Source organism: Pseudomonas sp. DR 5-09 (genome assembly GCF_001655595.1).
GTDB classification, from domain to species: Bacteria; Pseudomonadota; Gammaproteobacteria; order Pseudomonadales; family Pseudomonadaceae; genus Aquipseudomonas; species Aquipseudomonas pharyngis.
This window is the reverse complement of record NZ_CP011566.1, coordinates 5,137,767-5,163,813: the sequence shown is the minus strand read 5'-3', so window position 1 is coordinate 5,163,813 and position 26,047 is coordinate 5,137,767. Positions and strand designations below refer to the sequence as shown.

Sequence of the window (26,047 nt, the reverse complement as noted above, 5' to 3'; positions counted from 1 at the left end):
CAGGCATCAGGCCGCCGGCCGGGTTTGGCGCAACGGCAGTTGCACGCGGAACGTCGTACCGAATCCCGGTTTGCTGCTGACGGAAATGTCACCGCCGTGTTTTTTCACGATGCCATAGGACAGGGACAGGCCCAGGCCCGTCCCCTGGCCGACCGGTTTGGTGGTGAAGAACGGGTCGAAGATCTTTTGCAGGGTTTCGGGTGCAATACCCGAGCCCGTATCGGCGACTTCGATGACTGCCGATTCTCCCTGCACGCCAGTGCGCAGGGTGATGGTGCCGCGCTCCGGGCCCATTGCCTGCGCCGCGTTGACCACCAGGTTCATGATGACCTGATTGATTTGCGAGGGCAGGCATTCGATGTCCGGCAGATCCTGATATTCCTTGATCACATCGGCCTTGTACTTGAGCTCGCTGGCGACAATGTTCAGGGTCGATTCGATGCCCTGTTGCAGATTGGCCCACTGCCATTCCTGATGGCTGTCGACCCGGGAGAAATCCTTCAGGTCCCTGACGATCTGGCCGACCCGAGCGATGCCTTCCTTGGATTCCCTGATCAGCACCGGAATGTCTTCGAGCAGAAAATCCAGTTCGAGGTCCTCGCGCAATTGCTGCAACTGCCCAGCCAGTTCGGCGGGCAGAGTTTGCCCGGCGGTGTGATAGGCGCCGAGCATGGCCAGCAGTTGCTGGAAATAGCCGTCGAGCGTGCCGAGGTTGGAGGAAATGAAACCGATCGGATTGTTGATTTCATGGGCGACGCCAGCGGCCAGTTGCCCCAGCGAAGCGAGCTTCTCCGATTGCACCAACTGGCCTTCCAGCTGTTTGCGTTCGTCGATTTCCCGCTGCAAGGCTTCGCTGGCCTGCTTGAACTGGGCGGTACGCTGATCCACCAGATGTTCCAGGTGATGCATTTGCAGCGACGCGCGCTCGGTCATCTGCCATTTGGTCAGAAGGGTGTTGGCCATCTGCTGGACTTCGATGTTGTCGAAGGGTTTTTTCAGAATCAGCAGCCGGTCATGGGCGTGCAGACGATCCAGCAATTCGTCCCAGGAATAGTCGGAATAGGCGGTACAGACCACCACCTGCAACTGCGGATCCCGCTGCCACAGCGCTTCGATGGTTTGCGCCCCGTCCCAGCCGTCGGGCATGCGCATGTCGACGAACGCCAGGGCGTAGGGACATTGTTCCTGCAAGGCCAGGTTGAGTTTGGCCAGGCCTTCTTCCCCTCCGTAGGCCGAGTCCAGTTCGAAAACCGCTCGCCGGGGTCTGGCGGTTTCGCCGAACAGCGCGGCTTCCATTTCGTCCATCTCTGCCGACTGCGCTGAAGCCGGGGCAAGGATCTTGCGAAAGTCTTCGTGGATCGACGGCATGTCATCGATCAGCAGAATGCGGCGGTTCGACAATTCGCTCATGCGTTCTCCGTTACCGCGATCAGCGGAATCTGCAAGGTGAACAGGGCGCCCTGGCCAGGTCCGTCGCTGTGGGCCGTGAGGTGGCCGTTCATCTCGATGGCCGCCAGGGCGCAACTGTGCAGGCCGAAGCCGTGGCCCTCTTTGCGGGTGGTGAAACCGTGGGCAAAGATCCGCGTCATGTTTTCCGGGGCGATACCTTCGCCATCGTCCTTGACGCTGATTTCCAGATAATTCCCGTCGACGATTTTTACGCCCAGGGTGATGGTGCGCGGGCGGTTGCTGAGGTCGGACATCGCGTATTTGGCGTTGCTGATCAGGTTGATCAGGATCAGCAGCAAACGGTGTTTGTCACCCATCACCTGCGGCACTTCGGCGTAGTCCCTGACCACTGTGACGTGGTGCCGGGTCAGGGCTCCGGCGTTCATGCGCAGGGCGTCTTCGAGCAGTTCGCTGATGTACAGCGGCTCGGTCAGGCTGCTGGCCCCGGCATAGGATTGCTGGGTGGCGACGATGTCCTTGATGTGATCGACACTTTTGTTCATCTGGTTCAGTTCGTCGACCATTTCCTGCTGTTCCTGGGCGATGGCAACGACCAGTTGATTGAGATAACCGGGCAGCAATTTGCCCTTGGGGTCTTCGCTGAGGAACTGGCCGAGGTCGTCGGGGTGTTCGTTGATCAGCTGCATGGCCTTGCCCAGCCCCAGGGTCTTGCTGTTGCGTAACTTGCGCGCGATCAGGTCGGAGGAAATGTTCACGCTGTTGAGCACGTTGCCGACGTTGTGCAGCACGTTGGTCGCGATCTCGGCCATGCCGGCCTGGCGTGCGGCGTCGAGCAGTTCGCTCTGGGCGTTCTTGAGCTCCCGGGTGCGCTCGTCGACCCGTTGCTCCAGCACATCGTTGGCGGTTTGCAGGGCTGCGTTGACCCGGTTGATCTCGGCGAAACTGCGGATCAGACGGATGGCCAGCCACAGCAGCGACAGCATCAGCAGGACCGAGAACAGCAGCAGATAGAAGTGATATTTCCTGTCGATTTTTTCGACCCGCTGCTGATCCCGGTTGAGCATGTTGGTGATGTTGTCCAGGCGCTCGGCCACCGGAACCGCCTCAATCTCCTCGAGCAAGCGGTTGACGATCGGCTGCTCGCGCAGGATCAGGCTGATGTGATTGCTCAGGATCCTGATCGGGGCTTGAAAGTCCTGGGGCAGGCGTTGCGCGTTCACCGCCAGTTTGTTCAGGCCCAGGACGATATCGGCGGCCTTGTCGTCGGAGGTGACCTGAGAGAACTCCAGTGCGCTGAGCAGCAGGTCATAGGTATCGGTGGCGATGTTCTGCACCTGAATCTTGTCGAGATCGGACAGGCCGGCCAGTTGTGCCTGAATGTCATCTTCGGCGGTCGGCAGGAACGCCAGAGAGTTGCGCAGCAAGGCGTTGTGCGACTTGAACTGCTCCACCAACCGGGTCTTTTCCTGCATCGCCTTGAGAAAACTCTCGTGGGCTTCGTCCCATTGTGTCGAGTCGTTGCGCCCGTGGCCGGACTCCATGGTGTCGAAGCGTTCCCACAGGCGGTTCATCTCGCTCATCGGCGAGACCAGCGGGTCGTAATTGTGGGAGATCGCCACCCGCGCCTTGAGGATTTCGTTTTCCCACAGCGAGTCCTGCTGCTTGATCTGGCGGATCAGGTCCCGGGACTCGGTGTAGGCCGTCGTCTGCTCGGTGCTGGACTTGAGGTAGAGAAACACCAGGATCGAGGCCAGCAGCACGGCGACGAGCCCGATCAACATCAGGCTGACACGGCGTGAAACCTTCATCATGGCTGGCCCTCCGGATGGCCGGTCAGGGTCTTGAGAAACAGGATGATCAGGGTCTTGTCTTCTTCGCTCGGCATGCGCCCCAACTGATACTGGAACATCACGTCCACGGCCCGTTCGAGGGTGGGCGCCGAGCCGTCATGGAAGTACGGTGCGGTCAGCGCGACATTACGCAGGCTCGGCACCTTGAACACGGCGCGGTCGGCTTCGTCGCCGGTCACGTTGAAACGGCCCTGGTCGGCCACCGTCGGGTTACCGCGATCGGCGATGTAGTCGCCGAACACGCCAAATTTCTGGAACATGTTGCCGCCAATGTTGACGCCCTGATGGCAGGCAATGCAGCCGTACTCCTTGAAACGCTGATAGCCGTATTTTTCTTCGAGGGTCAGGATATCGGTATTGCCCAGCAGGTACTGATCGAAACGGGAGTCGGGGGTCAGCAGCGTGCGCTCATAGGTGGCCAGCGCATTCTGGATATTGGCCCGGCTCACGGCATCGGGGTAGGCGGCACGAAAGCTCTGACCATAGGCTGCGTCGTCAGCGATCCGTTGCACGACGGTGTTCCAGTCGCTGCCCATTTCGTGGGGGCTGGTGATCACGATGTTGCTTTGTTCTTCCAGGGTTTCGACGCGGCCATCCCAGAACTGGCGGAAATTGAGGCTGGCGTTGAATACGGTCGGCGTGTTGACCGCCACCGGTTGACCATCGAAGCCGTTGGAGAAGGCGCGGGTGTCGGCGCCGCTTTTATCCAGTTGATGGCAGCTGGCGCAGGACAGCGTGTTATTGATCGACAATCGCGGGTCATGGAACAACTGGCGCCCGAGCTCGACCCGCCTGGCATCCAGGTGCGGCTTTGGCGGCAAGGGTTTCAGCGGCTCGTCCAGCGGTGCGGCGATGGCATTTGCGCACAGACCGAGCAGTAGAACCAACGACCCCGGGCGATTCATGAAACACCCCACGTGCCAGGTTGAGCAGACTCCAGCAAACGGGCGAAGGCCTCTGCCGGCAAGGCCTTGCTGAAATAGAAGCCCTGGCCTTCCTCGCAGTGGTGAGCCCTGAGAAACTCCAACTGTTGTGCTGTTTCCACACCTTCGGCAATGACGTTGAGGTTCAGGCTCTTGCCCAGGCTGATGATCGCGCCGACCAGGGCGGCATCACCGCTGTCATGGCTCAGGCCGCGAATGAACGATTGATCGATTTTCAGCACATCGATGGGAAAACGGCGCAGATAGCTCAAGCTGGAATAACCGGTGCCGAAGTCATCGATGGCCAGCCGAACCCCCAGCGCCTTCAGCCTGCCCAGCGCGTTCATCGTTGCGTCGACGTTCTGCATCAGCACACCTTCGGTGATCTCCAGTTCCAGCAGACGGGGATCGAGCCCGGTCTGTGCCAGTACCTGCTCGATGCCCTCGACGAAATGGCGCTGACGAAAGTCGATGGCCGAGGTGTTGACCGACATGCGAATCGGCGGCAATCCCGCCTGTTGCCATTCACGGGTATGACGACAGGCCTCGGCCAGCACCCATTTGCTCAGCGGCACGATCAGGCCGCTGTCTTCGGCCACCGGGATGAACTCCGAGGGATAGACCCAGCCATGCCCCGGTTTCTGCCAGCGCACCAGTGCCTCGGCACCGACTACCCGGCCGCTGGCCAGCTCGATTTTCGGTTGGTAATGCAGGACGAATTCCTGGCGTTGCAGGGCTTGGCGAATGCCCGACTCGATGCTTTGCTGTTCCCGGGCGCGCTGGTTCATGGCTTCGATGAAGAAGCCGATTTCGTTCGGTCCGTTTTCCTTGGCGCTGCGCATGGCCGTTTCAGCTTTCTTGATCAGCTCGATGGCCTCGAGCCCGTCATCGGGGTAGAGGCTGATGCCCAGACTGGCCGTGACGCTCACGTCATGCCCGACGATTGTCTGTGGTGTGCGGATAGCGCTCAGTAGTTTCTCGGCGATGCTGCGCGACTGCTGCGGGTGATTGATGTCGCTGAGCATCACCACGAATTCGTCGGAGCCATAACGAAAAACCGAATCCGATTCGCGCACGCAGGCGAGCAATTGCTGGCCGACCCGCTTGAGCATCTCGTCGCCCGCCGGATGGCCCAGGGCGTTGTTGATGCGTTTGAAGCGATCCAGCCCGAGAAACATCACCACCAGTTGTTTGTCATGGCGCCGGCAAGCGGCCAGCGATTGAGTCAGACGGTCACCGAGCAAGGTGCTGTTGGGCAGGCCCGTGAGGCTGTCGTACTGCAACAGGTGCGAGACCTTGAGCAACTCATGCACCCGCGCTTCGATGGTCTGCTCGAGACTGAGCATCTTCAGCGCCGCGTCCTGGGCCAACTGCCATTTCCAGGTCAGGGCATTGGCCATCTGGCGGATTTCCAGGGTGTCGAATGGTTTTTTCAGGATCAGCAACTGATCGCCGAATTCCAGTCGTTCGGCCATGGCCTCCCAGCTGTAGTCGGAATAGGCGGTGCACAAGGCGATTTGCAGATTCGGATCGACCGCCCACAGTTTTTCGATGGTTTCCAGGCCGTCCCAACCGGGCGGCATGCGCATGTCGGTGAACGCGAGGGCATAAGGCCGGCCTTCTTCCACCGCATGCTGCACCAGTTTCAGCGCTTCCTGCCCCTGATAGGCGGAGTCGAGCTGGAACGTCAGGTGCGATGATTGCCGGGTGCCGAACAGCGTTTGCTCGAGCGTATCCAGGTCTGCTGCACCGCTGGTGTCCGGGGTCAGTATCTTGCGAAAGTCATCATGGATCGCCGGGGTATCGTCGACGATCAATATGCGCCGGTTGGTCTGGGGAAAAGGTGTTTTCATCCCTCATCCTCCTTGGGCAGCGGGGCAGTCGCGTTTCCGTCCTTCAGCAGGCGGGCTGCTTGCTCGGGGCTGACAGCTTCCCTGAAGCAAAGGCCTTGCACGTTTTTCAGCGGGGCCGAAGAGGTGAGGGCGTCATCCCGATCTGCGGGCTGGACGCCTTCGGCGCTGATGTCGATCGCCAGATCCCGGGCGAAATTGACGATCGCTCGCAGGGTATTGGCGCTGCCTTCATCCTGGGCCGCACTGTCGATCAGGGATTGGGCGAGTTTGAGGTGATTGACCCGGTAGGTTTTCAGGTAATCGAACGATGAGTATTCGGTGCCGAAATCGTCGATGGCGATCTTTACCCCAAGCTCACTGAGGCGCGGCAGCACATCGTTGTGGGTCCATTTGGTCTGGGCCAGGGTCGCTTCGGTGACATCGAAACGCAGATCCCACGGTGCCAGTTCCCAGCGGGCGGTGGTGCGCAGCACGTCATAGATGAGTTCCGGGCCGCTCTTGAGTTGCGCCAGGGAAATCCTGATCGCCATCACTGGAGGCGCCACTCCCTCGTTTTGCCACTGGCGCATCTGCCAGCAGGCGTGATCCAGTATCCAGCGACCGAGCGGGATGATTGCACCGGTCTTTTCCGCTGCCGGTACGAAGGCCGACGCTGGCAGCAGACCAAGCCGGGGATGTTGCCATTTGACCTGCGCGGCCATGCCGAGAATCTTGCCGCTGTGCATGTCCACTTCCGGCGTGTAGTCGAGCTTCAGTCCTCCCTGAGTCAGGGCGGTCATCAATTCCTCGGCCAGGGCCATGCGCTCGGCGACTTCGCGAGTGATTTGCTCGGAATGGAACTGGTATTGATTACGCCCCGTTTCCTTGGCGCGGTATAGCGCCATGTCGGCGCCGGCCAGCAGACTGTCGGCATCCAGACTGTTGGCGCGGTACAGGCAGATGCCGATACTGACGGAAATGCGCAAGGCATTGCCTGCCAGTTGGTAGGGCTCCAGAAGCGCATCGCGGATCTTGGTCGCAATGGCAGCAGACTGGGTCGGGTCGCTGACGTCCAGTTGCAGGATCGCGAACTCGTCTCCGCCCAGACGTGCGACCACGTCGTTTTCTCGCACATTCGATTTGATCCGTTGCGCCACTGCCTGCAACAACAGATCGCCGACCGGATGGCCGAGGGTGTCGTTGATCCGCTTGAAGTGATCCAGATCCAGGTAAAACACCGCAAAAGGTGCCGCTCCCCGACGCGCGGCGGCGAAGGCCTGATGCAGACGCTCGATCAGCGTGGCGCGATTGGCAAGTCCGGTGAGGCCGTCCGTGCGGGCCAGCAAGGCCATTTTCTCTTCGGCCAGCCGGCGTTCGGTGATGTCAAGAATGATCCCCTCGACTTCCAGCAGGCGGCCGTCGTGATCGCGCACCGGGATGTAGCGGTTTTCCACCCAGCGCCAGTCGCCCGCGCCGGTACGCAGGCGAAACTCGATGGAGGCGCCTTCGGCATGCCGATCGAGCACCCGGCCCATGGCGGTATCGACACTGAGCTGATCGTCCGGGTGAATCAGCGTCTGCGCCCAGTTGGCCGAACCCACCAGATCAGCCGCGACATGGCCGTAGCGGGTGATGTTGTGGGAGATGTACATCAGCGGAAACGACGGTTCACCGCGCAACCGGTAGAGGATGGTCGGACTGTTCTGCACGATGATGTTGGCGTCGGACAGTTCCCGGGTACGCTCCTGAACTGCCTGCTCCAGCAGGTTCATCTTCATGGCGGCGTCTTCGGTCATTTGCCACTTGACCGTCAGGGCGCTGGCCATCTGCCGGATTTCGATCGCGTCGAAGGGTTTTTTCAGGATCAGCAGGCGATCGGTCAGGGCCAGCCGCCGGTCGATGTCTTCCCACGAGTAATCGGAGTAGGCGGTGCACAGGGCCACCTGCAGCTTGGGATCGACCTGCCACAGCCGCTCGATGGTTTCCAGGCCATCCCAGCCCGGCGGCATGCGCATGTCGATGAAGGCCATGGCGTACGGGCGCCCGGCGGCGAGTGCGGCTTCCACTTTGTCCAGCGCTTCGCGGCCCTGATAGGCCGAGTCCAGTTCGAAACGGTCTTTCGGTGCGACGGGGGCGGAGGACGCATCGCCGAACAGCAGGCTTTCCGTTTCATCCAGGCTGTCGGCTTCAGCCGTGGCCGGTTTGAGGATCTTGGCGAAATCGTCATGGATCGACGCGGTATCGTCGACGATGAGCACGCGGCGGTTGGTGTGTCCGGGTTGCGCACTCATGACGCAATACCCGTGTGTTCACGCACATTCGTCATCGGGAGCATCCTTTTCCCCTCATCACATGCCTGCGCGCAGGCCGATGGTGTCGTCCAGCTACTTGAGCATAGTTGCAGGGGCGCAACTTCGCCTGTCGCGGTGTAACAGAGGATTTACACGGCCCCGGCGAAAATCATCTAGCCTGTGATTCAAGCGCAGGCAAGCAGGGGAGGTCTGCCGGCGCGTCAGTCATGTCCAACGTTTTTCACGAGGCTTCGCCATGGAAGAGCCGTCCGCCCCGATTTCGCCGCCCCGGCCCAAAGTACTGCTGGTGGATGACGAGGAACCGATTCTCAACAGCCTGCGCCGTCTGCTGCGCGGCCAGCCTTATGACGTCTTGCTGGCGACCAGCGGTGCCCAGGCGCTGGAAATACTCGAGCAGCAACCGGTGAATCTGGTGATGAGCGACGCGCGCATGCCCAACATGGATGGGGCCACGCTGCTGGCTCTTGTTCATGAGCGGTATCCGGCGACTGCGCGGATCATGCTCACCGGCTACGCCGATCCTTCGGCGATCATCAAGGCCATCAACGAAGGGCAGATCCACCGTTACATCAGCAAACCCTGGAACGACGAGGAAATGCTGCTGACCTTGCGTCAGGCCCTCGAGCATCAGCATCTGGCACGCGAGCGCGAACGTCTGGAAAAACTGACGCGAGTGCAAAACGAACAATTGAAATTGCTCAACAGCACCCTGGAAAAACACGTCGCCGCCCGTACCGCCGAACTGCAGCAGACCGCCGACATGCTCGACCTCGCCTACGAGGAGCTCAAGCGCAGTTTCCTGACAGGCACCGAAATGTTCTCGTTGCTGGCCAACCTGCGCCTGCCGCCGGCGAAGCAGACCAATCGGCAGATCATCGAGCTGGTACGCGGCTACTGCAAGATGCACCGTCTGGACGAAGCCGCCAGCCGCGATCTGACCATGGCCGCCGCGCTCTACAATATCGGCAAGCTGAGCTGGACCGACAGCATGATGACCACGCCGTCGGACCTGCTGCACAGCACCGAGCGCGACCGCTATCGGGCTTATCCGAAACAGAGCGAATCGCTGTTGATGACCCTGGACCCGATGAAGGATGCCGCGCGGCTGATCCTGCACCATCAGGAGCACTGGGACGGCAGCGGGTTTCCCGACCGGCTCAAGGGCGAGGCCATTCCCTTGGGCTCGCGGCTGTTGAAACTGGCGGTGGATTTTGTCGAGTTGCAGCGCGGGCTGATTCTCGAGCGGCAGATGAACAGCGATGAAGCCTTGCTGTACCTGCGCCAGTACGCCGGCAAACTCTACGATCCCGAGCTGATCGAGGATTTCATCAAGGTCTGCGCAATGGTCAGCGACATCACATTGGCCGATCCGGACGTCAAGGTCATGGGCACCCGGGAGTTGGCGGCGGGGATGATCCTCGCGCGCAACCTCAATGCCGACAACGGCATGTTGCTGCTCAACGCCGGCAAAGTGCTGAGCGCTCCGCTGGTTGAAAAACTGATCAGTTTCGAGGCCATGGAGGGCGGCAAATACAAGGTATTCGTCAAGGTGCCGCAAGAGCCCGAGACGACGCTCGCGGCCCAGGGTGGATGACGCTGGCGCGGCCGGCATGGGATCCTTGCGGCTTTTCTCAAGGCCGGTGGCTGACCCATGACTTCTGTATCCGCAGTTTCCCCCCGCATCATCCGTATCGCCGCCGCGCTGCTGATCGGTCCCGACGGCCAGACCCTGCTGGTGCGCAAGCGCAATACCACGGCGTTCATGCAACCGGGCGGCAAGATTGAAGCCCATGAACTGCCGGTGCATGCGCTGGCCCGTGAGCTGGAGGAAGAACTGGGACTGGTGATCGATCCGGCGCAGGCAAGCTTTCTCGGTCAGTTCTCGGCACCCGCCGCCAACGAGCCGGGATTCGTTGTGCAGGCCGAACTCTTTCAACTGACCATCGACGCCAGGGTGTCTCCGGCCGCCGAGATCGAAGAGGTGATCTGGATCGATCCGGCTACCGACGGGGATGTGGTTCTCGCCCCATTGACACGCGACCTGATCCTGCCGTTTTATCGAGCCTCGCTGACTGCGATCGCCTGATCATTCGTGCAAAGGACTTCGTCATGATCCCGCTTCAAGACCTGTTGATTTTCGCCGCCGCCGCACTGCTGATGGTACTGACGCCGGGGCCGAACATGATCTACCTGATCTCGCGGTCGATCTGCCAGGGACGTCGCGCCGGGGTGACCTCGCTGCTCGGCGTGGTGGCGGGGTTCTTCGTGCACCTGTTCGCGGCGGCCGCCGGTTTGACCGCGGTGTTTCTCGCCGTGCCGATGGCCTATGAAGTGTTGAAGTGGGCCGGCGCGCTGTACCTGTTGTGGCTGGCCTGGCAGGCGGTGAAGCCCGGCGCCCGCTCGCCGTTCGAGGCGCAACAGTTGCCGGCGGATTCTTCGCGCAAACTGGTCACCATGGGCTTTCTCACCAGTGCCTTGAACCCGAAAATCGCGGTGTTCTACCTCTCGGTATTCCCGCAGTTCATCACCCCCGAGCACGGCTCGGTGTTCACCCAGAGCATCATCCTCGGCCTGACCCAGATCAGCGTCAGTTTCAGCGTCAACCTGCTGATCGCGCTGTTCGCGGCGGGCATCGCGTCGTGGTTCGTCAACAACCCGACCTGGCTGGCGGCGCAGCGTTATTTCATGGGGTTTGTGCTGAGCGGTCTGGCCGTGCGGCTGATGCTTGAACAGCGCAAGGCCGCCTGAACATGTGGATCGAACGGCTGGACGCCAGTCATGCGCTGGCCTATCGCGAATTGATGCTGGAGGCGTATGACCGGCATCCCCAGGCGTTTACCTCCAGTGTGCGCGAGCGCGCAGTGATGCCGCTGAGCTGGTGGGAATCACGCCTGACCAGCAAGCTCGACGCAGTGTTTGGCGCGTTCGAAGAGGGCCGGCTGGTGGGGATCGTCGGCCTGGCGTTCGAGCCTCGGGAGAAGGCCCGGCACAAGACAACGGTGTTCGGCATGTATGTGTCGGCCGAGTTTCGTCAGCGCGGGCTGGGGCTGAAATTGATGGAGGCGGTGCTGGGGGAAGCGCAGCAGCATCCGGCGCTGAAAGTCATTCAATTGACCGTCACCGCCGGTAATGATGCGGCGTTTCATCTGTACCAGCGCTGCGGCTTCGTCCAGTTCGGCCTCGAGCCGATGGCGGTGCGGGTCGGCGAGGACTACTTCGACAAGATCCACATGTGGTCCCAGCCTTTCGTGCCAACCGCCAGTCTCAACGAACCGCGCTGACCCCATCCAGGGTCGAGAACGAGGTGTCCTTGGCCGTCAGCAGGAAGTCGCGCATGTACGGCGCGTCGAGCATGTCGGCGCGGATCGCCGCGTACAGCGTCGCAAACAGACCTTTCTCGCCCAGCCGCTTGCCCTTCACGTAACCGCGCGAGCTGTATTCATGCAGCGCCCAGTGCGGCATGCCGCACACGCCACGGCCGCTGGCCACCAGCTGCATCATCATCACCGTCAGTTCTGAGGTGCGTACCTGCGCCGGTTCGATGTCGGCCGGTTCGAGGAAGCGGGTGAAGATATCGAGGCGGTCACGTTCCACCGGATAAGTGATCAGGGTTTCGGTCAGCAGGTCTTCGGGGACGATGTACGGTTTGCTCGCCAGCGCATGCTGATTGGCGACCGCGAGCATGGCTTCGTAGGTGAACAGCGGCACGTAGGTGATGCCGGCGATTTCCAGCGGGTCGGACGTCACCACCAGATCCAGATCACCCCGGGCCAGCGCCGGCAGCGGTGCGAAGGAGAAACCCGAAGCGAGGTCGAGTTCGACTTCCGGCCAGGCATCGCGGAACTGGTCGATGGTCGGCATCAGCCACTGGAAGCAGCTGTGGCATTCGATGGCCATGTGCAGTCGCCCGGCGGTGCCACCGGCCAGACGTCCGATATCACGTTCGGCGGCGCGCAGCAGCGGCAGGGTCGCGTCGGCCAGTTGCAGCAGGCGCAGGCCGGCGCTGGTGAAGCGCACCGGTTTGGTCTTGCGCACGAACAACGGCATGCCCATGCGCTCTTCCAGCTCCTTGAACTGGTGGGACAGCGCCGACTGGGTCAGGTGCAGGCGGTCGGCCGCATCGACCAGGCTGTCAGCTTCGCGCAGGGCATGCAGGGTTTTCAGGTGACGGATCTCAAGCACCGCAGGCTCCATGAGGAAAATTTGTGATCAACACGAAAAGGTTGAGTTTGTCTCATGTTGCTCTGGCTGTCGACAATGGCGCCATCTTTTACGCAATGGAGAACACTCGACATGGCCGTGGCACACACCCTGGGTTTCCCGCGCATCGGCGCCGACCGCGAACTGAAAAAAGCCCTCGAAGCCTACTGGAAAGGCGATCTCGATCAGGCCGCTCTGAATCAGGTCGGCCGCGAGCTGCGCGCCAGGCACTGGCAATTGCAGAAGGACGCCGGCATCGACCTGCTGCCGGTCGGCGACTTCGCCTGGTACGACCAGGTGCTGACCCACTCGCTGACCTTCGGTGTGATCCCCGAGCGTTTCGACGGTGTGCGTGACGAACGCGGCCTGCCGACCCTCGACACCCTGTTCGCCATGGCCCGTGGCGCCACGTCTTCCTGCTGCGGCGGCGAGCACGGCAAGACTCAATACGCCCAAGAGTTGACCAAGTGGTTCGACACCAACTACCACTACCTGGTCCCGGAATTCACCGCCGACCAGCCATTCAAGCTGAGCTGGGAACAGCTGTTCGATGAAGTCGAAGAAGCCAAAGCCCTCGGTCACAACGTCAAACCGGTGATCATCGGCCCGCTGACTTACCTGTGGCTGGGCAAGGCGAAAGGCAACGGCTTCGACAAGCTCGATCTGCTTGAGCGCCTGCTGCCGGTGTACAACGAAATCCTCGGCCGCCTCGCCACCCAGGGCGTGGAGTGGGTGCAGATCGACGAGCCGATCCTCACCCTCGATCTGCCGCAAGCCTGGAAAAGCGCCTTCGAACGCGCCTATCACATCCTTCAGTATTCGCCGCTGAAGAAACTGGTGGCGACCTATTTCAGTGGTTTGCAAGACAACCTCGGTTTGGCCGTCGGCCTGCCGGTGCAAGGCCTGCACATCGACGCTGTGCGGGCACCGGATCAGCTCGGTCAGGTGCTCGATCGTCTGCCGACCTACAAGATTCTTTCGGTCGGGCTGGTCAACGGGCGCAACGTCTGGCGCTGCGAACTGGAGCAGGCGCTGGCGCAACTGCAACCGGCGCAGGAGCGTTTCGGCGACAACCTGTGGGTCAGCAGTTCCTGCTCGTTGCTGCACAGCCCGGTGGATGTCGAGCGTGAAGACAAGCTCGATCCGGAACTGAAAAGCTGGCTGGCGTTCGCCGTGCAGAAGTGCAGCGAAATCTCGGTGTTGCGTGATGCGCTGAACGACCCGCAAGTGCCGAACGTGCAAAGCGCACTGGCCGAAAGCCGCGCGATTCAAGAGAGCCGCGCCCGCTCGCCGCGTATTCACAAGGCCGACGTGCAAGCGCGGATCGAGGCGATCAATGCCAGCGACAGCCAGCGGCATTCGCCGTTTGCCAAACGCATCGCCGCACAGCAGGCGCGTTTGAAATTGCCGACGTTCCCGACCACCACTATCGGTTCGTTCCCGCAGACCGGCTCGATTCGCCTGGCCCGTCAGGCATTCAAGCAGGGCAAGCTGTCGGCCAACGACTACCACGATGCCATGCGCAGCGAAATCCGCCACGCGGTGCAGGTGCAGGAACGTCTGGGCCTGGATGTACTGGTGCACGGTGAAGCCGAGCGCAACGACATGGTCGAGTACTTCGCCGAACAGCTCGACGGTTATCTGTTCACCCGTTTCGGCTGGGTCCAGAGCTACGGTTCCCGCTGCGTGAAACCGGCGGTGATTTATGGCGACCTCAGCCGTCCGAACGCCATGACCGTTGACTGGATCAGCTACGCCCAGAGCCTGACGGACAAGGTGATGAAAGGCATGCTGACCGGTCCCGTGACCATGCTGATGTGGTCGTTCCCCCGCGAAGACGTGTCGCGCAAAGTCCAGGCGCAACAACTGGCGCTGGCCCTGCGTGACGAAGTGGTCGATCTGGAAAACGCCGGGATCAGGATCGTACAGATCGACGAAGCGGCGTTCCGCGAAGGCCTGCCGCTGCGCCGTGAACAATGGCAGGAATACCTCGACTGGGCGGTGCAAGCGTTCCGCCTGACCGCCTCGGGCGTGAAAGATGAAACCCAGATTCACACCCACATGTGCTACAGCGAATTCAACGATGTGATCAAGGCGATCGCCGACATGGACGCCGATGTGATCACCATCGAAACCTCGCGTTCGGACATGGAGTTGCTGGAGGCCTTCGAAGCGTTCGACTACCCGAACGACATCGGCCCGGGCGTCTACGACATCCACTCGCCGCGCGTGCCGGACACCGCCGAGATGGTGAAACTGATGAGCAAAGCCGTGAAGCGCATTCCGGCGCAGCGGCTATGGGTCAACCCCGATTGCGGCCTGAAGACTCGCGCCTGGCCGGAGACCGAAGCCGCATTGGTCAACATGGTCGCGGCGGCTCGGCAGTTGCGCAGTCAGTTGGCGTAACGGCAACACCGAATGAAGCGTGTCGACCGCTCGGCACTCTTCATCAAACTGTCATCGAACTGTGGCAGCGCGCTTGAACAAACTTCATCAGACTCACGCTCTACTGGGGTTCTGCGTTTCGGTGTTTTTCATGTTCAAGGGATTTTTTGCAATCGCGGCGTTGTTGGCCGCGGTTTTTTGCGTTCCGGCGTCCTACGCGGCGTCGCGTTGCGACGTCAATGTACCGACCGAACGGGTCGATCTGCAGCAGGTAAGCCTGGCGTACCAGAGCATCGGTCGTGCGTCGGATCCGGCGCTGTTACTGGTGATGGGCCTGGGCGGGCAGTTGATCCACTGGCCGGATGAGGTGGTGGTCGCGCTGTGTCAGCAAGGCTTTCGGGTGATCCGTTATGACAACCGCGATGTCGGTCTGTCGACCTGGCGCCAGGCGCCGGCCGACGCCAACCTGACCTTTGAAGTGCTGCGCTACAAGCTCGGCCTGCCGGTGGCGGCGCCTTACAGCCTGACCGATATGGCCGACGATGCGCTGGGCCTGATGGACGCCTTGCACGTCGAGCAATTCCACGTACTCGGCGCGAGCATGGGCGGGATGATCGCCCAGCACCTGGCGGCGATGGCGCCGCAACGGGTCGAAAGCCTGACGCTGATCATGACCAGCTCCGGTGCCGAAGGGCTGCCGGCGCCGAGCGCGGCGCTGGTGCAGTTGTTGTCACGGCGCGGCGCGCCCAATCGCCAGATTGCGCTGGAGCAACAGGCCGATCTGCTGGCCGCACTGGGCAGCCCTTCGGTCAGCGATGACCGGCAGGCCTTGCTGCATCAGGCGGCGCTGTCCTATGACCGGGCGTTCAATCCCGAAGGCGTGAAGCGCCAGATCATGGCGATCCTTGCCGAGCCGAGCCGGGTGGCGTTGCTCAACCAGTTGCGGGTGCCGACGCTGGTGGTGCATGGCACGGCGGATCCGTTGCTGCCGGTGATGCACGGCGTGCACCTGGCGGCGCACATTCGCGGCAGTCAGCTGCGGCTGATTCCGGGGCTGGCGCACCGCTTTCAGGAAGCGTTCAAGGAACCGTTGCTGGCGGCGGTGTTACCGTATTTGCGCGAGCATCGCGAAGACACGTCGCACTGGGCGCAGATCGAACCGGTGGCGGAACACAACCTGCTCTGACTCAGGCGTGCAGCCGCACCCACACCGACACCAGCACCGTCGCCGCCATCAGCCACGCCACCGCCGCCACCGCCAGTGAAGCTTCGAGACGCATGCGGTCGACCATCACGTACAGCGTCGCCAGATACACGAAGTACGGAATGATCGACCACATGCCGAACACGATGGTGGTCTTCAAGTCGTCGATCGAACGGCCCTTGCCGACGATGTAGTGGGCGATCAGGGCGAAGGTCGGGAACAGCGGCACCAAGCCGGCGATGTAGTAGTTTTTGGTCTTGGCCAGCATGGCGAGGATCACCACCACGGCCGCACCGAGCATTGCCTTGAAAATCAGATCCACATCGTTCTCGCTTAATGGCTCAGGCCGTATTTTTTCACTTTGTCGAACAGCGTGGTCTTGGCCATACCCAGTTCGAGGCTGGCCTGGGTCAGGTTGCCGCCGCTGCGTTGCAGGGCGTCGCTGAGCAGGTTGCGTTCGAACGCTTCCACCGCTTCGGCGAACGCCAGGCCCTGACCTGCGCTGCCCGCGCCGGTTTTCTTGAACGCCGGCAAACCGAGGGCAAAACGCTCGGCGACGTTGCGCAGTTCGCGCACGTTGCCCGGCCAGTCGTGGCTCATCAGGCTCGACAACGTCTGGTTGTCCAGCTCCGGCAGCGCCCGGTCGAAACGCAGGGCCGATTGCTGGGTGAAGTGTTCGAACAATTGCAGGATGTCTTCGCGGCGCTCGCGCAGGGGCGGCAGTTCCAGCGTTACCACGTTGAGGCGGTAGTACAAGTCGCTGCGAAATTCCCCGGCCTTGCTTGATTCGTCGAGGTCGGACTTGGTGGCCGCAATCACCCGGCAATCCACCGCCACGCTCTGGTTCGAGCCGAGGCGTTCGAGGGTGCGTTCCTGCAACACCCGCAGCAGTTTGATCTGCAACGGCAGCGGCATGCTTTCCACTTCATCGAGGAACAGCGTGCCGCCGTCGGCGTGTTCGATCTTGCCGATCCGCCGTTTGCCGGCGCCGGTGAAGGCGTTGGCTTCGTGGCCGAAAATTTCGCTTTCGAACAGGTTTTCCGGCAGCCCGCCACAGTTCAGCGCAACGAACTGTTTGCTGTGACGGCGGCTGAAATCATGCAGGCAACGGGCGACCAGTTCCTTGCCGGTACCGGTTTCGCCTTCGATCAGCACATTAGCCGAGGTATCGGCGACGTTGGCGATCAGTTCGCGCAGGTTCTGCATGGCCGGCGAACGCCCGATGATCCGTCCTTCCAGTGAATCACGTTCGGCCAGTTGCCGACGCAGGGACGAGACTTCGCGATTCAGGCTGCGTTGCTCCAGGGCACGGCGGGCCACATCGACCAGACGCTCGGGGGAGAACGGTTTTTCCATGAAGTCGTAGGCGCCTTTCTGCATCGCGCCGACCGCCATGGAAATATCGCCGTGGCCGGTGATCAGCACCACCGGCAGGCTGCGGTCGCGTTGCTTGAGCCGGGTCAGCAGCTCCAGGCCGTCGATGCCCGGCAGGCGAATGTCGCTGATGACGATCCCGGCGAAATTGTCACCGACCTGCTCCAGCGCTTCTTCGGCACTGCCGACGCCGATGCAGGGAATGTCTTCCAGCGTCAGCGCCTGCTGGCAGCCGAGCAGGACATGGGGGTCGTCTTCGACGATCAATACACTGAGGTCGTTGTTCATATTGGCTCGGCAGGAGTAGGGCTTACCAACGGTAAACTGAGGACGAAAGTGGTACCACCGCTGGCCGGGTGTTCGACACCCAGATGCCCGCCGGTGGCGGCCGCCAGACTGGCCGACAGGGTCAGGCCAAGGCCCAGGCCCTGTTCGCCGGGCTTGGTGGTGAAGAACGGTTCGAACAGATGCTTGCGCGCTTCTGCGTCGATGCCGTGGCCGTTGTCCCGCACGCGCAGGCGATATTTGCCGTTGAATTCTTCGCCTTCCAGCCACAGTTCCGGCAGCGGTTGCGCCTGCATGGCGTCGAGGGCGTTGCCGATCAGGTTGACCAGAATCTGTTCCAGGCGGGTCTGGTCGATCTGCACCTGCACATCATCGAACTGGCGATGCACTTTCAGGGCGGCACTTTCCACACGGGCGCCGAGCACTTGCAGGGCGGCGTCCACCGCTTTGCCGAGGCTGGCGCGGCCTTTGTCGTCGCCGCGTCGGGCGAAGGAGCGCAGGCTGGCGGTGATCCGGCCCATGCGGTCGATCAGGTCGTTGATGGTCTTGAGGTTGGTGCTGGCGACATCGAGCTGGCCGCGCTCAAGGAAGCGAATGGTGTTGCCCGACAGCGTGCGCATCGCCGCCAGCGGCTGGTTCAGTTCGTGGGCGATGCTGGTGGACATCTGGCCGATGGCTGCGAGTTTACCGGCCTGCACCAGTTCGTCCTGGGCACGGCGCAGGGTTTCTTCGGCCTGACGCCGTTCGCGGATCTGGCTCTTGAGCCGGTCGTTGCTGGCGCGCAGGTCGGCGGTGCGTTCGGTAATCCGACGCTCCAGTTGATTGTTGGCTTCCTGCAAGGCTTCGCGAGCGGCGAGGCGGGTGGCGATGACCTTGCGCCGTTCGTTCCAGGCGATCAGCAGGAACGCCACCAGGGCAAACGCCACGGCCACCAGAATCCCCTGATTGATTGCCTCGCGCCGCAGATCCTGCAACGGCGTGAGCAGGGTGAAATTCCACGGGGTATCGCTCAACGGTCGGGTTTGCGCCAGGTAGCTGATGCTTTCTTCATCGCCATCCTGTTGGCTCGGCACTTCGCTGTTGGCCGGGAAGGTGAGTTTTTCCACGCCTTCGGACAGGGTTTCCCGGGCCAGCGGTTGCAGTTCGTTCAGCGGGAACCAGTAGTACTGCAAGCTGCGGGCGAGTTTTTCCTTGGTCTCGTCGCTCAGCGGTATGACCGATTTGAGGCGCCGGGCCGGATCGCTGGACAGAATGATGATGCCGTTTTCATCACTGACGAATGCTTCGAGGCGCGCCCGCTGCCAGCGTTCTTCCATGGCTTCCAGGCGCACCTTGACCACCGCCACGCCGATGATCTTGCCGTGTTCTTCGAGGCCGTGGGCCAGGTAATAACCGGGCTCGCCGTTGGTGCTGCCGATCCCGTAGAAGCGTCCGGGCTGGCCGCGGATGGCATTCTGGAAGTAGGCGCGGAACGACAGGTCTTCACCGAGGTAGCTGTCGACGTCACGCCAGTTGCTGGTGGCCATGACCCGGCCGGTGGTGTCCATGACGTAGATGGCCCGACTGCGGCTGCGCCGGTTCAGACCTTCAAGGTAATCGTTGACCGTTTGCCGGTGTTCCGGGGTCGGGTCGTCCAGCAGCTGCGAAACGCTCGATTCGAGCTCCAGCAGGCTGGGTAGGTAGGTGTATTTGCTGATCTCGCTTTCGACCGCGCGGGCGTGCAGTTCCAGTTGGCGCTGGCCGTTTTCGCCGAGGCTGCGGATGCCGAAATGTTCGCTGGTCCAGAAGCCGATGTAACCCAGTCCGATCATCAGAGCGATGACCAGCGGCGGCAGGAACAGGTGGCGGATCAGACGGGGTTTCACGGCAAGTGATGGCGGCGTGGCGCGATAGAGAGTGGGGTCGCATTTCATCACAGTTGCCTTGGGTCAACCACAACACTTGCTTGAGGGCTATCGCCGGCCCCTTGTGGGAGCGAGCCTGCTCGCGATGGCGGACTGACATTCAACATCAATGTTGACTGTAATGGCCTCATCGCGAGCAGGCTCGCTCCCACAAGGGATTGGAGTTGCTCCGGCGAAGGTATTGCTTAGTGCTGCAGGATTTTCTCGAGGAAATGCTGCGCGCGTTCGGAGCGTTGGCTGATGTCGCCAAAGAACTCTTCTTTCTTGCAGTCTTCGATGATCTTGCCGGCGTCCATGAAGATCACGCGGTCGGCCACTTTACGGGCGAAGCCCATTTCGTGGGTCACGCACATCATGGTCATGCCCTCGTGGGCCAGCTGCACCATCACGTCGAGCACTTCGTTGACCATTTCCGGGTCCAGCGCCGAGGTCGGTTCGTCGAACAGCATGACGATCGGGTCCATCGCCAGCGCACGGGCAATCGCCACGCGCTGTTGCTGACCACCGGACAGTTGCCCCGGATGCTTGTGGGCGTGAGCCGACAGGCCGACACGTTCGAGCAGTTGCAGACCTTTCTTGGTGGCTTCCTCCTTGCTGCGGCCCAGCACCTTGATCTGCGCGATGGTCAGGTTTTCGGTGATGGTCAGGTGCGGAAACAGTTCGAAATGCTGGAACACCATACCGACGCGCGAACGCAGCTTCGGCAGGTTGGTCTTCGGATCGGCAATCGATGTGCCGTCGACCACGATGTCGCCTTTCTGGAACGGCTCCAGTGCGTTGACGCACTTGATCAGGGTCGACTTGCCCGAACCGGACGGGCCGCAGACCACGATCACTTCACCCTTTTTGACCTCGGTGCTGCAATCGGTCAGCACCTGGAAGTCCCCATACCACTTGTTGATGTTCTTGATAGAGATCATACGGCGAACCTTTTTTGCAGACGCTTGACCAGCACCGAGGCGGCAAAGCTGATGGTGAAGTACACGAGACCTGCGAAGATCAGGAACTCATTCGAGCGGCCAATGATGTCGCCACTGGCGCGCGAGGCGTTGAGGAAGTCCACCAGGCCCACGGTGTAGACCAGCGAGGTGTCCTGGAACAGGATGATGCTCTGCTGCAGCAGCAGCGGGGTCATCTTGCGGAACGCCTGAGGCAGGATGATCAGGCGCATCATCTGGCCGTAGGTCATGCCCAGTGCCTGCGCCGCGCCCATCTGGCCTTTGGGGATCGACTGCACGCCGGCCCGGACGATTTCGCAGAAGTACGCCGCTTCGAACATCATGAACGCCACGATGCACGAGGTGAACGCGCCGATCGGGGTGTCTTCGCCGGTGATCCAGCGCAGCACGAACGGCACTGCCAGATAGAACCAGGTGATCACCAGCAGCAGCGGGATCGAACGGAAATAGTTGACGTACGCGCCGGCGATGCTCGACAGCAGTTTGCTGTGGGACAGACGCATCAACGCGAGGATGGTGCCGAGGATGATCCCGCCGACCACGCCCAGCGCCATCAGCTTGAGGGTCATCAGCATGCCGTTCCACAGGCCGGGAATGGCCGGAACGATGCCACTGAAATCGAATTCCATTATTTACCCCCCACGGAGATCAGGCCGGGCACGGCGACTTTCTTCTCGACCATGCGCATCAGCAGCATCAGGCTCATGTTGAGGGTGAAGTAGATCAGGGTCGCCAGGGTGAAGGCTTCAAACAGGTTGGCCGAGAATTCGGCGGTCTGTTTGGTTTGCGCCAGCAGCTCCATCAGACCGATCAGGGACGCCACGGAGGAGTTCTTGAACACGTTCAAAAATTCCGAGGTAAGCGGCGGAATGATGATCCGGTAGGCCTGGGGCAGCAGCACGTTCCAGTAGATCTGCGGCAGCTTGAAACCCATGGCGCGGGCGGCGGATTCCTGGCCCCGTGGCAGCGCCTGGATACCGGTGCGAACCTGTTCGCAGACCCGGGCGGCGGTGAACAGGCCCAGGCACACGACAACGCTCAGGTAGGCCGAGGTGGTCGGGTTCAGGTCCTGCTTGTACCACTCCTGCAGATCCGGCGGCAGCAGATCGGGCACCAGGAAGTACCAGATGAACAGCTGAACCAGCAGCGGCACGTTACGGAACAGTTCGACGTAGCAGGTCGCGATGCCCGACACGATGCGGTTCGGCACGGTGCGCATGATGCCCAGCAGCGAGCCGAGCAGCAGGGCGATGATCCAGGCGACGATGGCGATGGCGATGGTCCAGCCCAGACCGGAAATGAACCAGTCGAGATAGGTCTCGCTGCCCACGCCGGTGGACTTGAAGAACACGCCCCAGTCCCAGTTGTAATTCATTAGGGTCTCCCCTCGATTCGATCGATGTACAAGTGCCCGCCTGGGGAAGCTCCGTTCCCGCCCTGATTGTGAAAATCAGGCACACGCGATCGGCTCGACAGCCACCGGTTCGAGTGTTTCCAATAAGTGCCAGCAGGGAGTGACCATCCCCTGAAAAGGCAGGCGCCTCCTCAGGGGATAAGGTTAGTCAGAAATCAGGATTTCTTGTCGTCAGCCGCTTTGTCGGTCGGATTGGCGATCAGGGCCTTGAGCTCGTCGCTCATCGGGAAGTTCAGGTTCAGGCCTTTTGGCGGAATCGGCTGCATGAACCATTTTTCGTAGATCTTGTTGATCTCACCCGAGGCGTAGGTCGCCTTGATGGCGTCGTCGACAGCCTTTTTGAACGGCTCGTCGCCTTTGCGCATCATGCAGCCATAGATTTCGTACGACTGTGGCGTGCCGGTTACGGCCCAGTCGGAGGCTTTCTTGGCCTTGGCGGCTTCGCCGGCCAGCAGGGCGTCGTCCATCATGAACGCAACGGCACGACCCGATTCCAGCATCTGGAAGGATTCACCGTGGTCCTTGGCGGAGATCACGTTCATGCCCATCTGCTTGTCGGCGTTCATCGCCTTGAGGATGCGCTCGGAGGTGGTGCCGGCGGTGGTCACGACGTTCTTGCCTTTCAGATCGTCGAAATCCTTGTACTTGGAGTCAGCCTTGGACAGCAGACGGGTACCGATTTCGAAGATGCCGACGGAGAAGTCGACCTGTTGCTGACGCTCGACGTTGTTGGTGGTGGAGCCGCACTCGACGTCCACGGTGCCGTTCTGCACCAGCGGGATACGGGTTTGCGAGGTGACGAGGTTGTATTTGACCTGCAGGTTTGGCAGGTCGAGGTCTTTCTTGATCGCTTCGACGATGGCCAGCTGGATATCGTGGGAGTAGCCGACCGGCTTGCCGGAAGCGTCAGCGATGTAGGAGAAAGGGATGGAAGCGTCACGGTGGCCCAGGGTGATGACGCCGGACTCTTTGATCTTCTTAAGGGTGCCGGTGAGTTCGGCAGCGAAAACTGGTGTGCTGATCAGAGCGGCAGCAATGGCTGCGCCCAGGATATGGGGAACGATGCGCATCAAATTTTCCTCGACATTGTTTTTTTTATGGAGCCGGTTGAGCGGGCCCTTTTGAGCTTCGAATGCCTGACGGCTCCTGTTGTGTTGGCGCAACAGGCATTCGTCGAAGGAGTGTAGAGCATGAGTCGTGCCAGACCAGTCGATACAGGTTAATTCATTGATTTATAACGTTATTAAAGTTTTGTGATGGTGTTTTTCCGTGGATCTGATCCGGTTAACCGAATTGACCGTCAGGTCGCGTTCGGAAAACCGAACGTCCTCAGCGCATCCTTTCTCAGCCTGAATGCAAAAAGCCCCTGAATCATTCGATTCAGGGGCTTTTTATTCAACGAGGAACGGATCAGGCCGCTTCGATCTTGCTGCGGTTCTGCTCGACCTTGTTCAGGTAAGCCGCCAGGCGCTCTTGCTCCGCCGCCGTGGTGAACAGGCCCAGTTTGCTGCGACGCCAAAGAATGTCATGCGCGGTGGTGGCCCATTCTTCGGTGCACAGGTAGTCGACTTCACGGGTATAGAGGCCGCCGCCGATGTGTTCGCCCATGTCAGCGAGGGTGTCGACGCCTTCGAGCATGCGCCAGGTGCGGCTGCCGTAGGTAGTGGCCCAGCGACGGGCAATTTCGGTTGGTACCCAGTCAAACTTGTCGCGGATCTGCGCGCTCAGGGCCTGTGGCGTGGTCATGTCTTCGCCGCCGGGCAGGGTAGCGGTGGCGGTCCAGCTCGGGCGCATTTGGGTGAAGAACGGCATCAACTGCGCCATCGCCGACTCGGCGAGCTTGCGGTAGGTGGTCAGCTTGCCGCCGAACACCGACAGCAGCGGCGCTTCTTCGGTACTGCCGGACAGCGCCAGGGTGTAGTCGCGGGTCACGGCCGAAGGATTGTCGGATTCGTCGTTGCACAGCGGACGCACGCCCGAGTAGGTGTGCAGGATGTCGTCACGGCTGATCTGCTTCTTGAAGTGGGCGTTGACCACTTTGAGCAGGTAATCGGTTTCGCCGTCGGTGATCGCCACTTTGGCCGGATCGCCGGTGTATTCGCGGTCGGTGGTGCCGATCAGGGTCAGGTTGTTCAGGTACGGAATGGTGAAAACGATGCGCTGATCTTCGTTTTGCAGGATGTGCGCGTGATCGCCTTCGTACAGTTTCGGCACGATGATGTGGCTGCCCTGGATCAGGCGGATGCCGTACGGCGATTCCATCTTCAGGTCGTCACGGATGAACTTGGCGACCCACGGGCCAGCGGCATTCACCAATGCCTTGGCGGTGATCGAAAACAGGCTGCCGTCGGCGCGTTCCAGGTTCAGGTGCCACAGGCCCTTGGCGCGGCGGGCGCTGACGCAACGGGTCTGGGTGTGAATGTGCGCGCCTTTTTCACGGGCGGCCATGGCGTTGAGAACCACGAGGCGGGCGTCGTCGACCCAGCAGTCGGAGTATTCGAAGCCTTTGCTGATTTCGCTTTTCAGTGCGCTGTCTGCGCCGAACTTCAGGCTTTTCGAGCCCGCCAGTTTTTCGCGCTTGCCGAGGTGGTCATAAAGGAACAGGCCCGCGCGGATCATCCACGCCGGACGCAGGTGCGGGCGGTGCGGCAGCACGAAACGCATTGGCTTGACGATGTGCGGGGCCTTGGCCAGCAGCACCTCGCGTTCGGCCAGGGCTTCGCGCACCAGACGGAATTCGTAATGTTCGAGGTAGCGCAGGCCACCGTGGATCAGCTTGCTGCTGGCCGATGAGGTGTGGCTGGCCAGGTCGTCCTTTTCGCAAAGGAACACCGAAAGACCGCGACCGGCGGCATCCGCTGCGATCCCCACGCCATTGATCCCGCCGCCGATGACGGCGATGTCGTAGATCTCGGAGATAGGGGGCGTACGCAAGGTAGATGTGGACATCGGCTGGCCTCGGGCTCTTTTGATTTTCTGTCTTGGAAATCGAACATGAATGTTCATTTGCGAAAATAGTAGCCCATAAAGACGCGCGCAGCCAGTCGACTTCGATTGAAAAAACTCATCGAAGGGCCGAAAAAGGAAAATATTCGAACATGAAATGCGCGTCAGGGCGCGGATCAGGGCGTGACTGATCGTTCCCACGCAGAGCGTGGGAACGAGAATTCGCCGGGAGGGAGTTATGCGGGAGAGGGTTAAACGACTTCCAGACGAATCTTGTGCTGGCTCAGCAGTTGCGCCAGGGCCGGCACCGGTTGCTGATCGGTGACCAGGCAATCGATCAGGCTGATCGGGCCGAGGCGGATCATCGCGTTACGCCCGAACTTGCTGGAGTCCGCCGCCAGGATCACCTGCCGGGCATTGGCGATGATCGCCTGGGACACCCGCACTTCCTGGTAATCGAAGTCGAGCAGGCTGCCGTCTTCGTCGATACCGCTGATGCCCACCAGCGCAAAGTCGACCTTGAACTGGTTGATGAAGTCCACGCTCGCCTGACCCACCACGCCGCCGTCGCGACGCACGTTGCCGCCGGTCAGCAGCACATCGAAATCATCCTTGGCGCTGAGCATCGAAGCGACGTGCAGGTTGTTGGTGATGATCTTCAGGTGGCTGTGATTGAGCAGGGCGCGGGCAATCGATTCGGTCGTCGTGCCGATATTGATGAACAGCGAGGCGTGATCGGGAATCTGTGCGGCGATGGCTTCGCCGATGCGTTGCTTTTCATCGCGCATCTGATCGGCGCGCATCGCGTAGGCGGTATTTTCGACGCTGGAATCATAGGCGGCGCCGCCGTGGTAGCGACGCAGCAGATTGGCTTCCGCCAGTTGATTGATATCGCGGCGGATGGTTTGCGGGGTAACAACGAACAGCGTGGCCATTTCCTCGATGCTCACATAGCCGCGTTCGCGGACCAGCTCGAGGATTTGCTGCTGACGGGGAGGCAGATTCATGGGGCTTCCTTTGGGCTGCCGTGCAAAATTTGCCCATGATGC

General features: G+C 61.1%; 21 protein-coding genes. 6 read left to right on the top strand and 15 right to left on the bottom strand.

Going from position 1 to position 26,047, the window contains the following annotated elements; translation table 11 throughout:
* Nucleotides 1-6: 6 nt before the first annotated feature.
* Genes PDR5_RS23185 through PDR5_RS23165 form a run of 5 tightly spaced genes read right to left on the bottom strand, consistent with a single transcriptional unit; the run spans nucleotide 7 to nucleotide 8,306 of the window.
* Nucleotides 7-1,410 carry an ATP-binding protein gene (locus PDR5_RS23185; RefSeq protein ID WP_064599181.1) on the bottom strand — a complete coding sequence of 468 codons (1,404 nt, stop codon included), beginning with the start codon at nucleotides 1,408-1,410 and terminating at the stop codon, nucleotides 7-9.
* Nucleotides 1,407-3,221, bottom strand: coding sequence for a DAHL domain-containing protein (locus PDR5_RS23180; protein WP_064599180.1), 1,815 nt, complete (start codon nucleotides 3,219-3,221; stop codon nucleotides 1,407-1,409). The genes PDR5_RS23185 and PDR5_RS23180 overlap by 4 nt, the downstream gene beginning before the upstream one ends.
* Nucleotides 3,218-4,165 (bottom strand): cytochrome-c peroxidase, encoded by a 948-nt coding sequence (locus tag PDR5_RS23175; protein WP_064599178.1) that lies wholly within the window; start codon nucleotides 4,163-4,165, stop codon nucleotides 3,218-3,220. Before PDR5_RS23175 ends, PDR5_RS23180 begins: the two co-directional genes overlap by 4 nt.
* Entirely contained in the window at nucleotides 4,162-6,036 is a 1,875-nt protein-coding gene (locus tag PDR5_RS23170) for a putative bifunctional diguanylate cyclase/phosphodiesterase (RefSeq protein ID WP_064599176.1), read from the bottom strand. The genes PDR5_RS23175 and PDR5_RS23170 overlap by 4 nt, the downstream gene beginning before the upstream one ends.
* Nucleotides 6,033-8,306, bottom strand: a complete 2,274-nt coding sequence (locus PDR5_RS23165) for a GGDEF/EAL domain-containing response regulator (protein ID WP_064599174.1) — start codon at nucleotides 8,304-8,306, stop codon at nucleotides 6,033-6,035. The genes PDR5_RS23170 and PDR5_RS23165 overlap by 4 nt, the downstream gene beginning before the upstream one ends.
* A 256-nt stretch (nucleotides 8,307-8,562) precedes the next feature.
* Here PDR5_RS23165 and PDR5_RS23160 point away from each other — a divergent pair, with 256 nt between their 5' ends.
* The 4 genes from PDR5_RS23160 to PDR5_RS23145 are packed head-to-tail and all read left to right on the top strand — an operon-like array spanning nucleotide 8,563 to nucleotide 11,608.
* Entirely contained in the window at nucleotides 8,563-9,921 is a 1,359-nt protein-coding gene (locus tag PDR5_RS23160) for an HD domain-containing phosphohydrolase (protein WP_064599172.1), read from the top strand.
* A gap of 57 nt (nucleotides 9,922-9,978) precedes the next feature.
* Nucleotides 9,979-10,413: an NUDIX hydrolase gene (locus tag PDR5_RS23155; protein WP_064599170.1), complete on the top strand. Its 435-nt coding sequence runs from the start codon at nucleotides 9,979-9,981 to the stop codon at nucleotides 10,411-10,413.
* Between the two features lie 23 nt (nucleotides 10,414-10,436).
* Nucleotides 10,437-11,075 carry a LysE family translocator gene (locus PDR5_RS23150; protein WP_064599168.1) on the top strand — a complete coding sequence of 213 codons (639 nt, stop codon included), beginning with the start codon at nucleotides 10,437-10,439 and terminating at the stop codon, nucleotides 11,073-11,075.
* Nucleotides 11,076-11,077: 2 nt separating this feature from the next.
* Nucleotides 11,078-11,608 (top strand): GNAT family N-acetyltransferase, encoded by a 531-nt coding sequence (locus PDR5_RS23145; RefSeq protein WP_064599166.1) that lies wholly within the window; start codon nucleotides 11,078-11,080, stop codon nucleotides 11,606-11,608.
* On the opposite strand, the gene metR is transcribed toward PDR5_RS23145, so the two are convergent.
* On the bottom strand, nucleotides 11,592-12,509 hold the full coding sequence (metR, locus tag PDR5_RS23140) for a transcriptional regulator MetR (RefSeq protein ID WP_007953158.1): 918 nt from the start codon (nucleotides 12,507-12,509) through the stop codon (nucleotides 11,592-11,594). The genes PDR5_RS23145 and metR overlap by 17 nt on opposite strands.
* Nucleotides 12,510-12,620: 111 nt before the next feature.
* On the opposite strand from metR, the gene metE reads away from it, so the two are divergent.
* Entirely contained in the window at nucleotides 12,621-14,933 is a 2,313-nt protein-coding gene (gene metE / locus PDR5_RS23135; protein WP_064599164.1) for a 5-methyltetrahydropteroyltriglutamate--homocysteine S-methyltransferase, read from the top strand.
* Nucleotides 14,934-15,063: 130 nt separating this feature from the next.
* Complete coding sequence (locus PDR5_RS23130) at nucleotides 15,064-16,098, top strand: alpha/beta fold hydrolase (protein WP_064599162.1); 1,035 nt, start codon at nucleotides 15,064-15,066, stop codon at nucleotides 16,096-16,098.
* A gap of 1 nt (nucleotide 16,099) precedes the next feature.
* Here PDR5_RS23130 and PDR5_RS23125 read toward each other — a convergent pair whose 3' ends face one another.
* The 9 genes from PDR5_RS23125 to PDR5_RS23085 form a co-directional block, all read right to left on the bottom strand.
* Complete coding sequence (locus tag PDR5_RS23125; protein ID WP_162831789.1) at nucleotides 16,100-16,429, bottom strand: GlpM family protein; 330 nt, start codon at nucleotides 16,427-16,429, stop codon at nucleotides 16,100-16,102.
* A gap of 20 nt (nucleotides 16,430-16,449) precedes the next feature.
* Nucleotides 16,450-17,778, bottom strand: a complete 1,329-nt coding sequence (locus PDR5_RS23120; protein ID WP_039765821.1) for a sigma-54-dependent transcriptional regulator — start codon at nucleotides 17,776-17,778, stop codon at nucleotides 16,450-16,452.
* Nucleotides 17,775-19,688 (bottom strand): sensor histidine kinase, encoded by a 1,914-nt coding sequence (locus tag PDR5_RS23115; RefSeq protein ID WP_064599160.1) that lies wholly within the window; start codon nucleotides 19,686-19,688, stop codon nucleotides 17,775-17,777. The genes PDR5_RS23120 and PDR5_RS23115 overlap by 4 nt, the downstream gene beginning before the upstream one ends.
* 176 nt (nucleotides 19,689-19,864) lie before the next feature.
* Nucleotides 19,865-20,599 carry an amino acid ABC transporter ATP-binding protein gene (locus PDR5_RS23110; RefSeq protein WP_007953170.1) on the bottom strand — a complete coding sequence of 245 codons (735 nt, stop codon included), beginning with the start codon at nucleotides 20,597-20,599 and terminating at the stop codon, nucleotides 19,865-19,867.
* Nucleotides 20,596-21,267, bottom strand: coding sequence for an amino acid ABC transporter permease (locus PDR5_RS23105; RefSeq protein WP_007953172.1), 672 nt, complete (start codon nucleotides 21,265-21,267; stop codon nucleotides 20,596-20,598). The genes PDR5_RS23110 and PDR5_RS23105 overlap by 4 nt, the downstream gene beginning before the upstream one ends.
* Nucleotides 21,267-22,013 carry an amino acid ABC transporter permease gene (locus tag PDR5_RS23100; protein WP_007953174.1) on the bottom strand — a complete coding sequence of 249 codons (747 nt, stop codon included), beginning with the start codon at nucleotides 22,011-22,013 and terminating at the stop codon, nucleotides 21,267-21,269. Before PDR5_RS23100 ends, PDR5_RS23105 begins: the two co-directional genes overlap by 1 nt.
* A gap of 194 nt (nucleotides 22,014-22,207) precedes the next feature.
* Nucleotides 22,208-23,122, bottom strand: coding sequence for a glutamate/aspartate ABC transporter substrate-binding protein (locus tag PDR5_RS23095; protein ID WP_011335750.1), 915 nt, complete (start codon nucleotides 23,120-23,122; stop codon nucleotides 22,208-22,210).
* A 340-nt stretch (nucleotides 23,123-23,462) separates the two neighbouring features.
* Nucleotides 23,463-25,001: a glycerol-3-phosphate dehydrogenase gene (glpD, locus tag PDR5_RS23090; protein ID WP_064599158.1), complete on the bottom strand. Its 1,539-nt coding sequence runs from the start codon at nucleotides 24,999-25,001 to the stop codon at nucleotides 23,463-23,465.
* Between the two features lie 248 nt (nucleotides 25,002-25,249).
* The gene (locus tag PDR5_RS23085; protein WP_007953179.1) at nucleotides 25,250-26,005 is read right to left on the bottom strand and encodes a DeoR/GlpR family transcriptional regulator; all 756 of its coding nucleotides are present in this window, start codon (nucleotides 26,003-26,005) and stop codon (nucleotides 25,250-25,252) included.
* Between the last annotated feature and the right edge of the window lie 42 nt (nucleotides 26,006-26,047).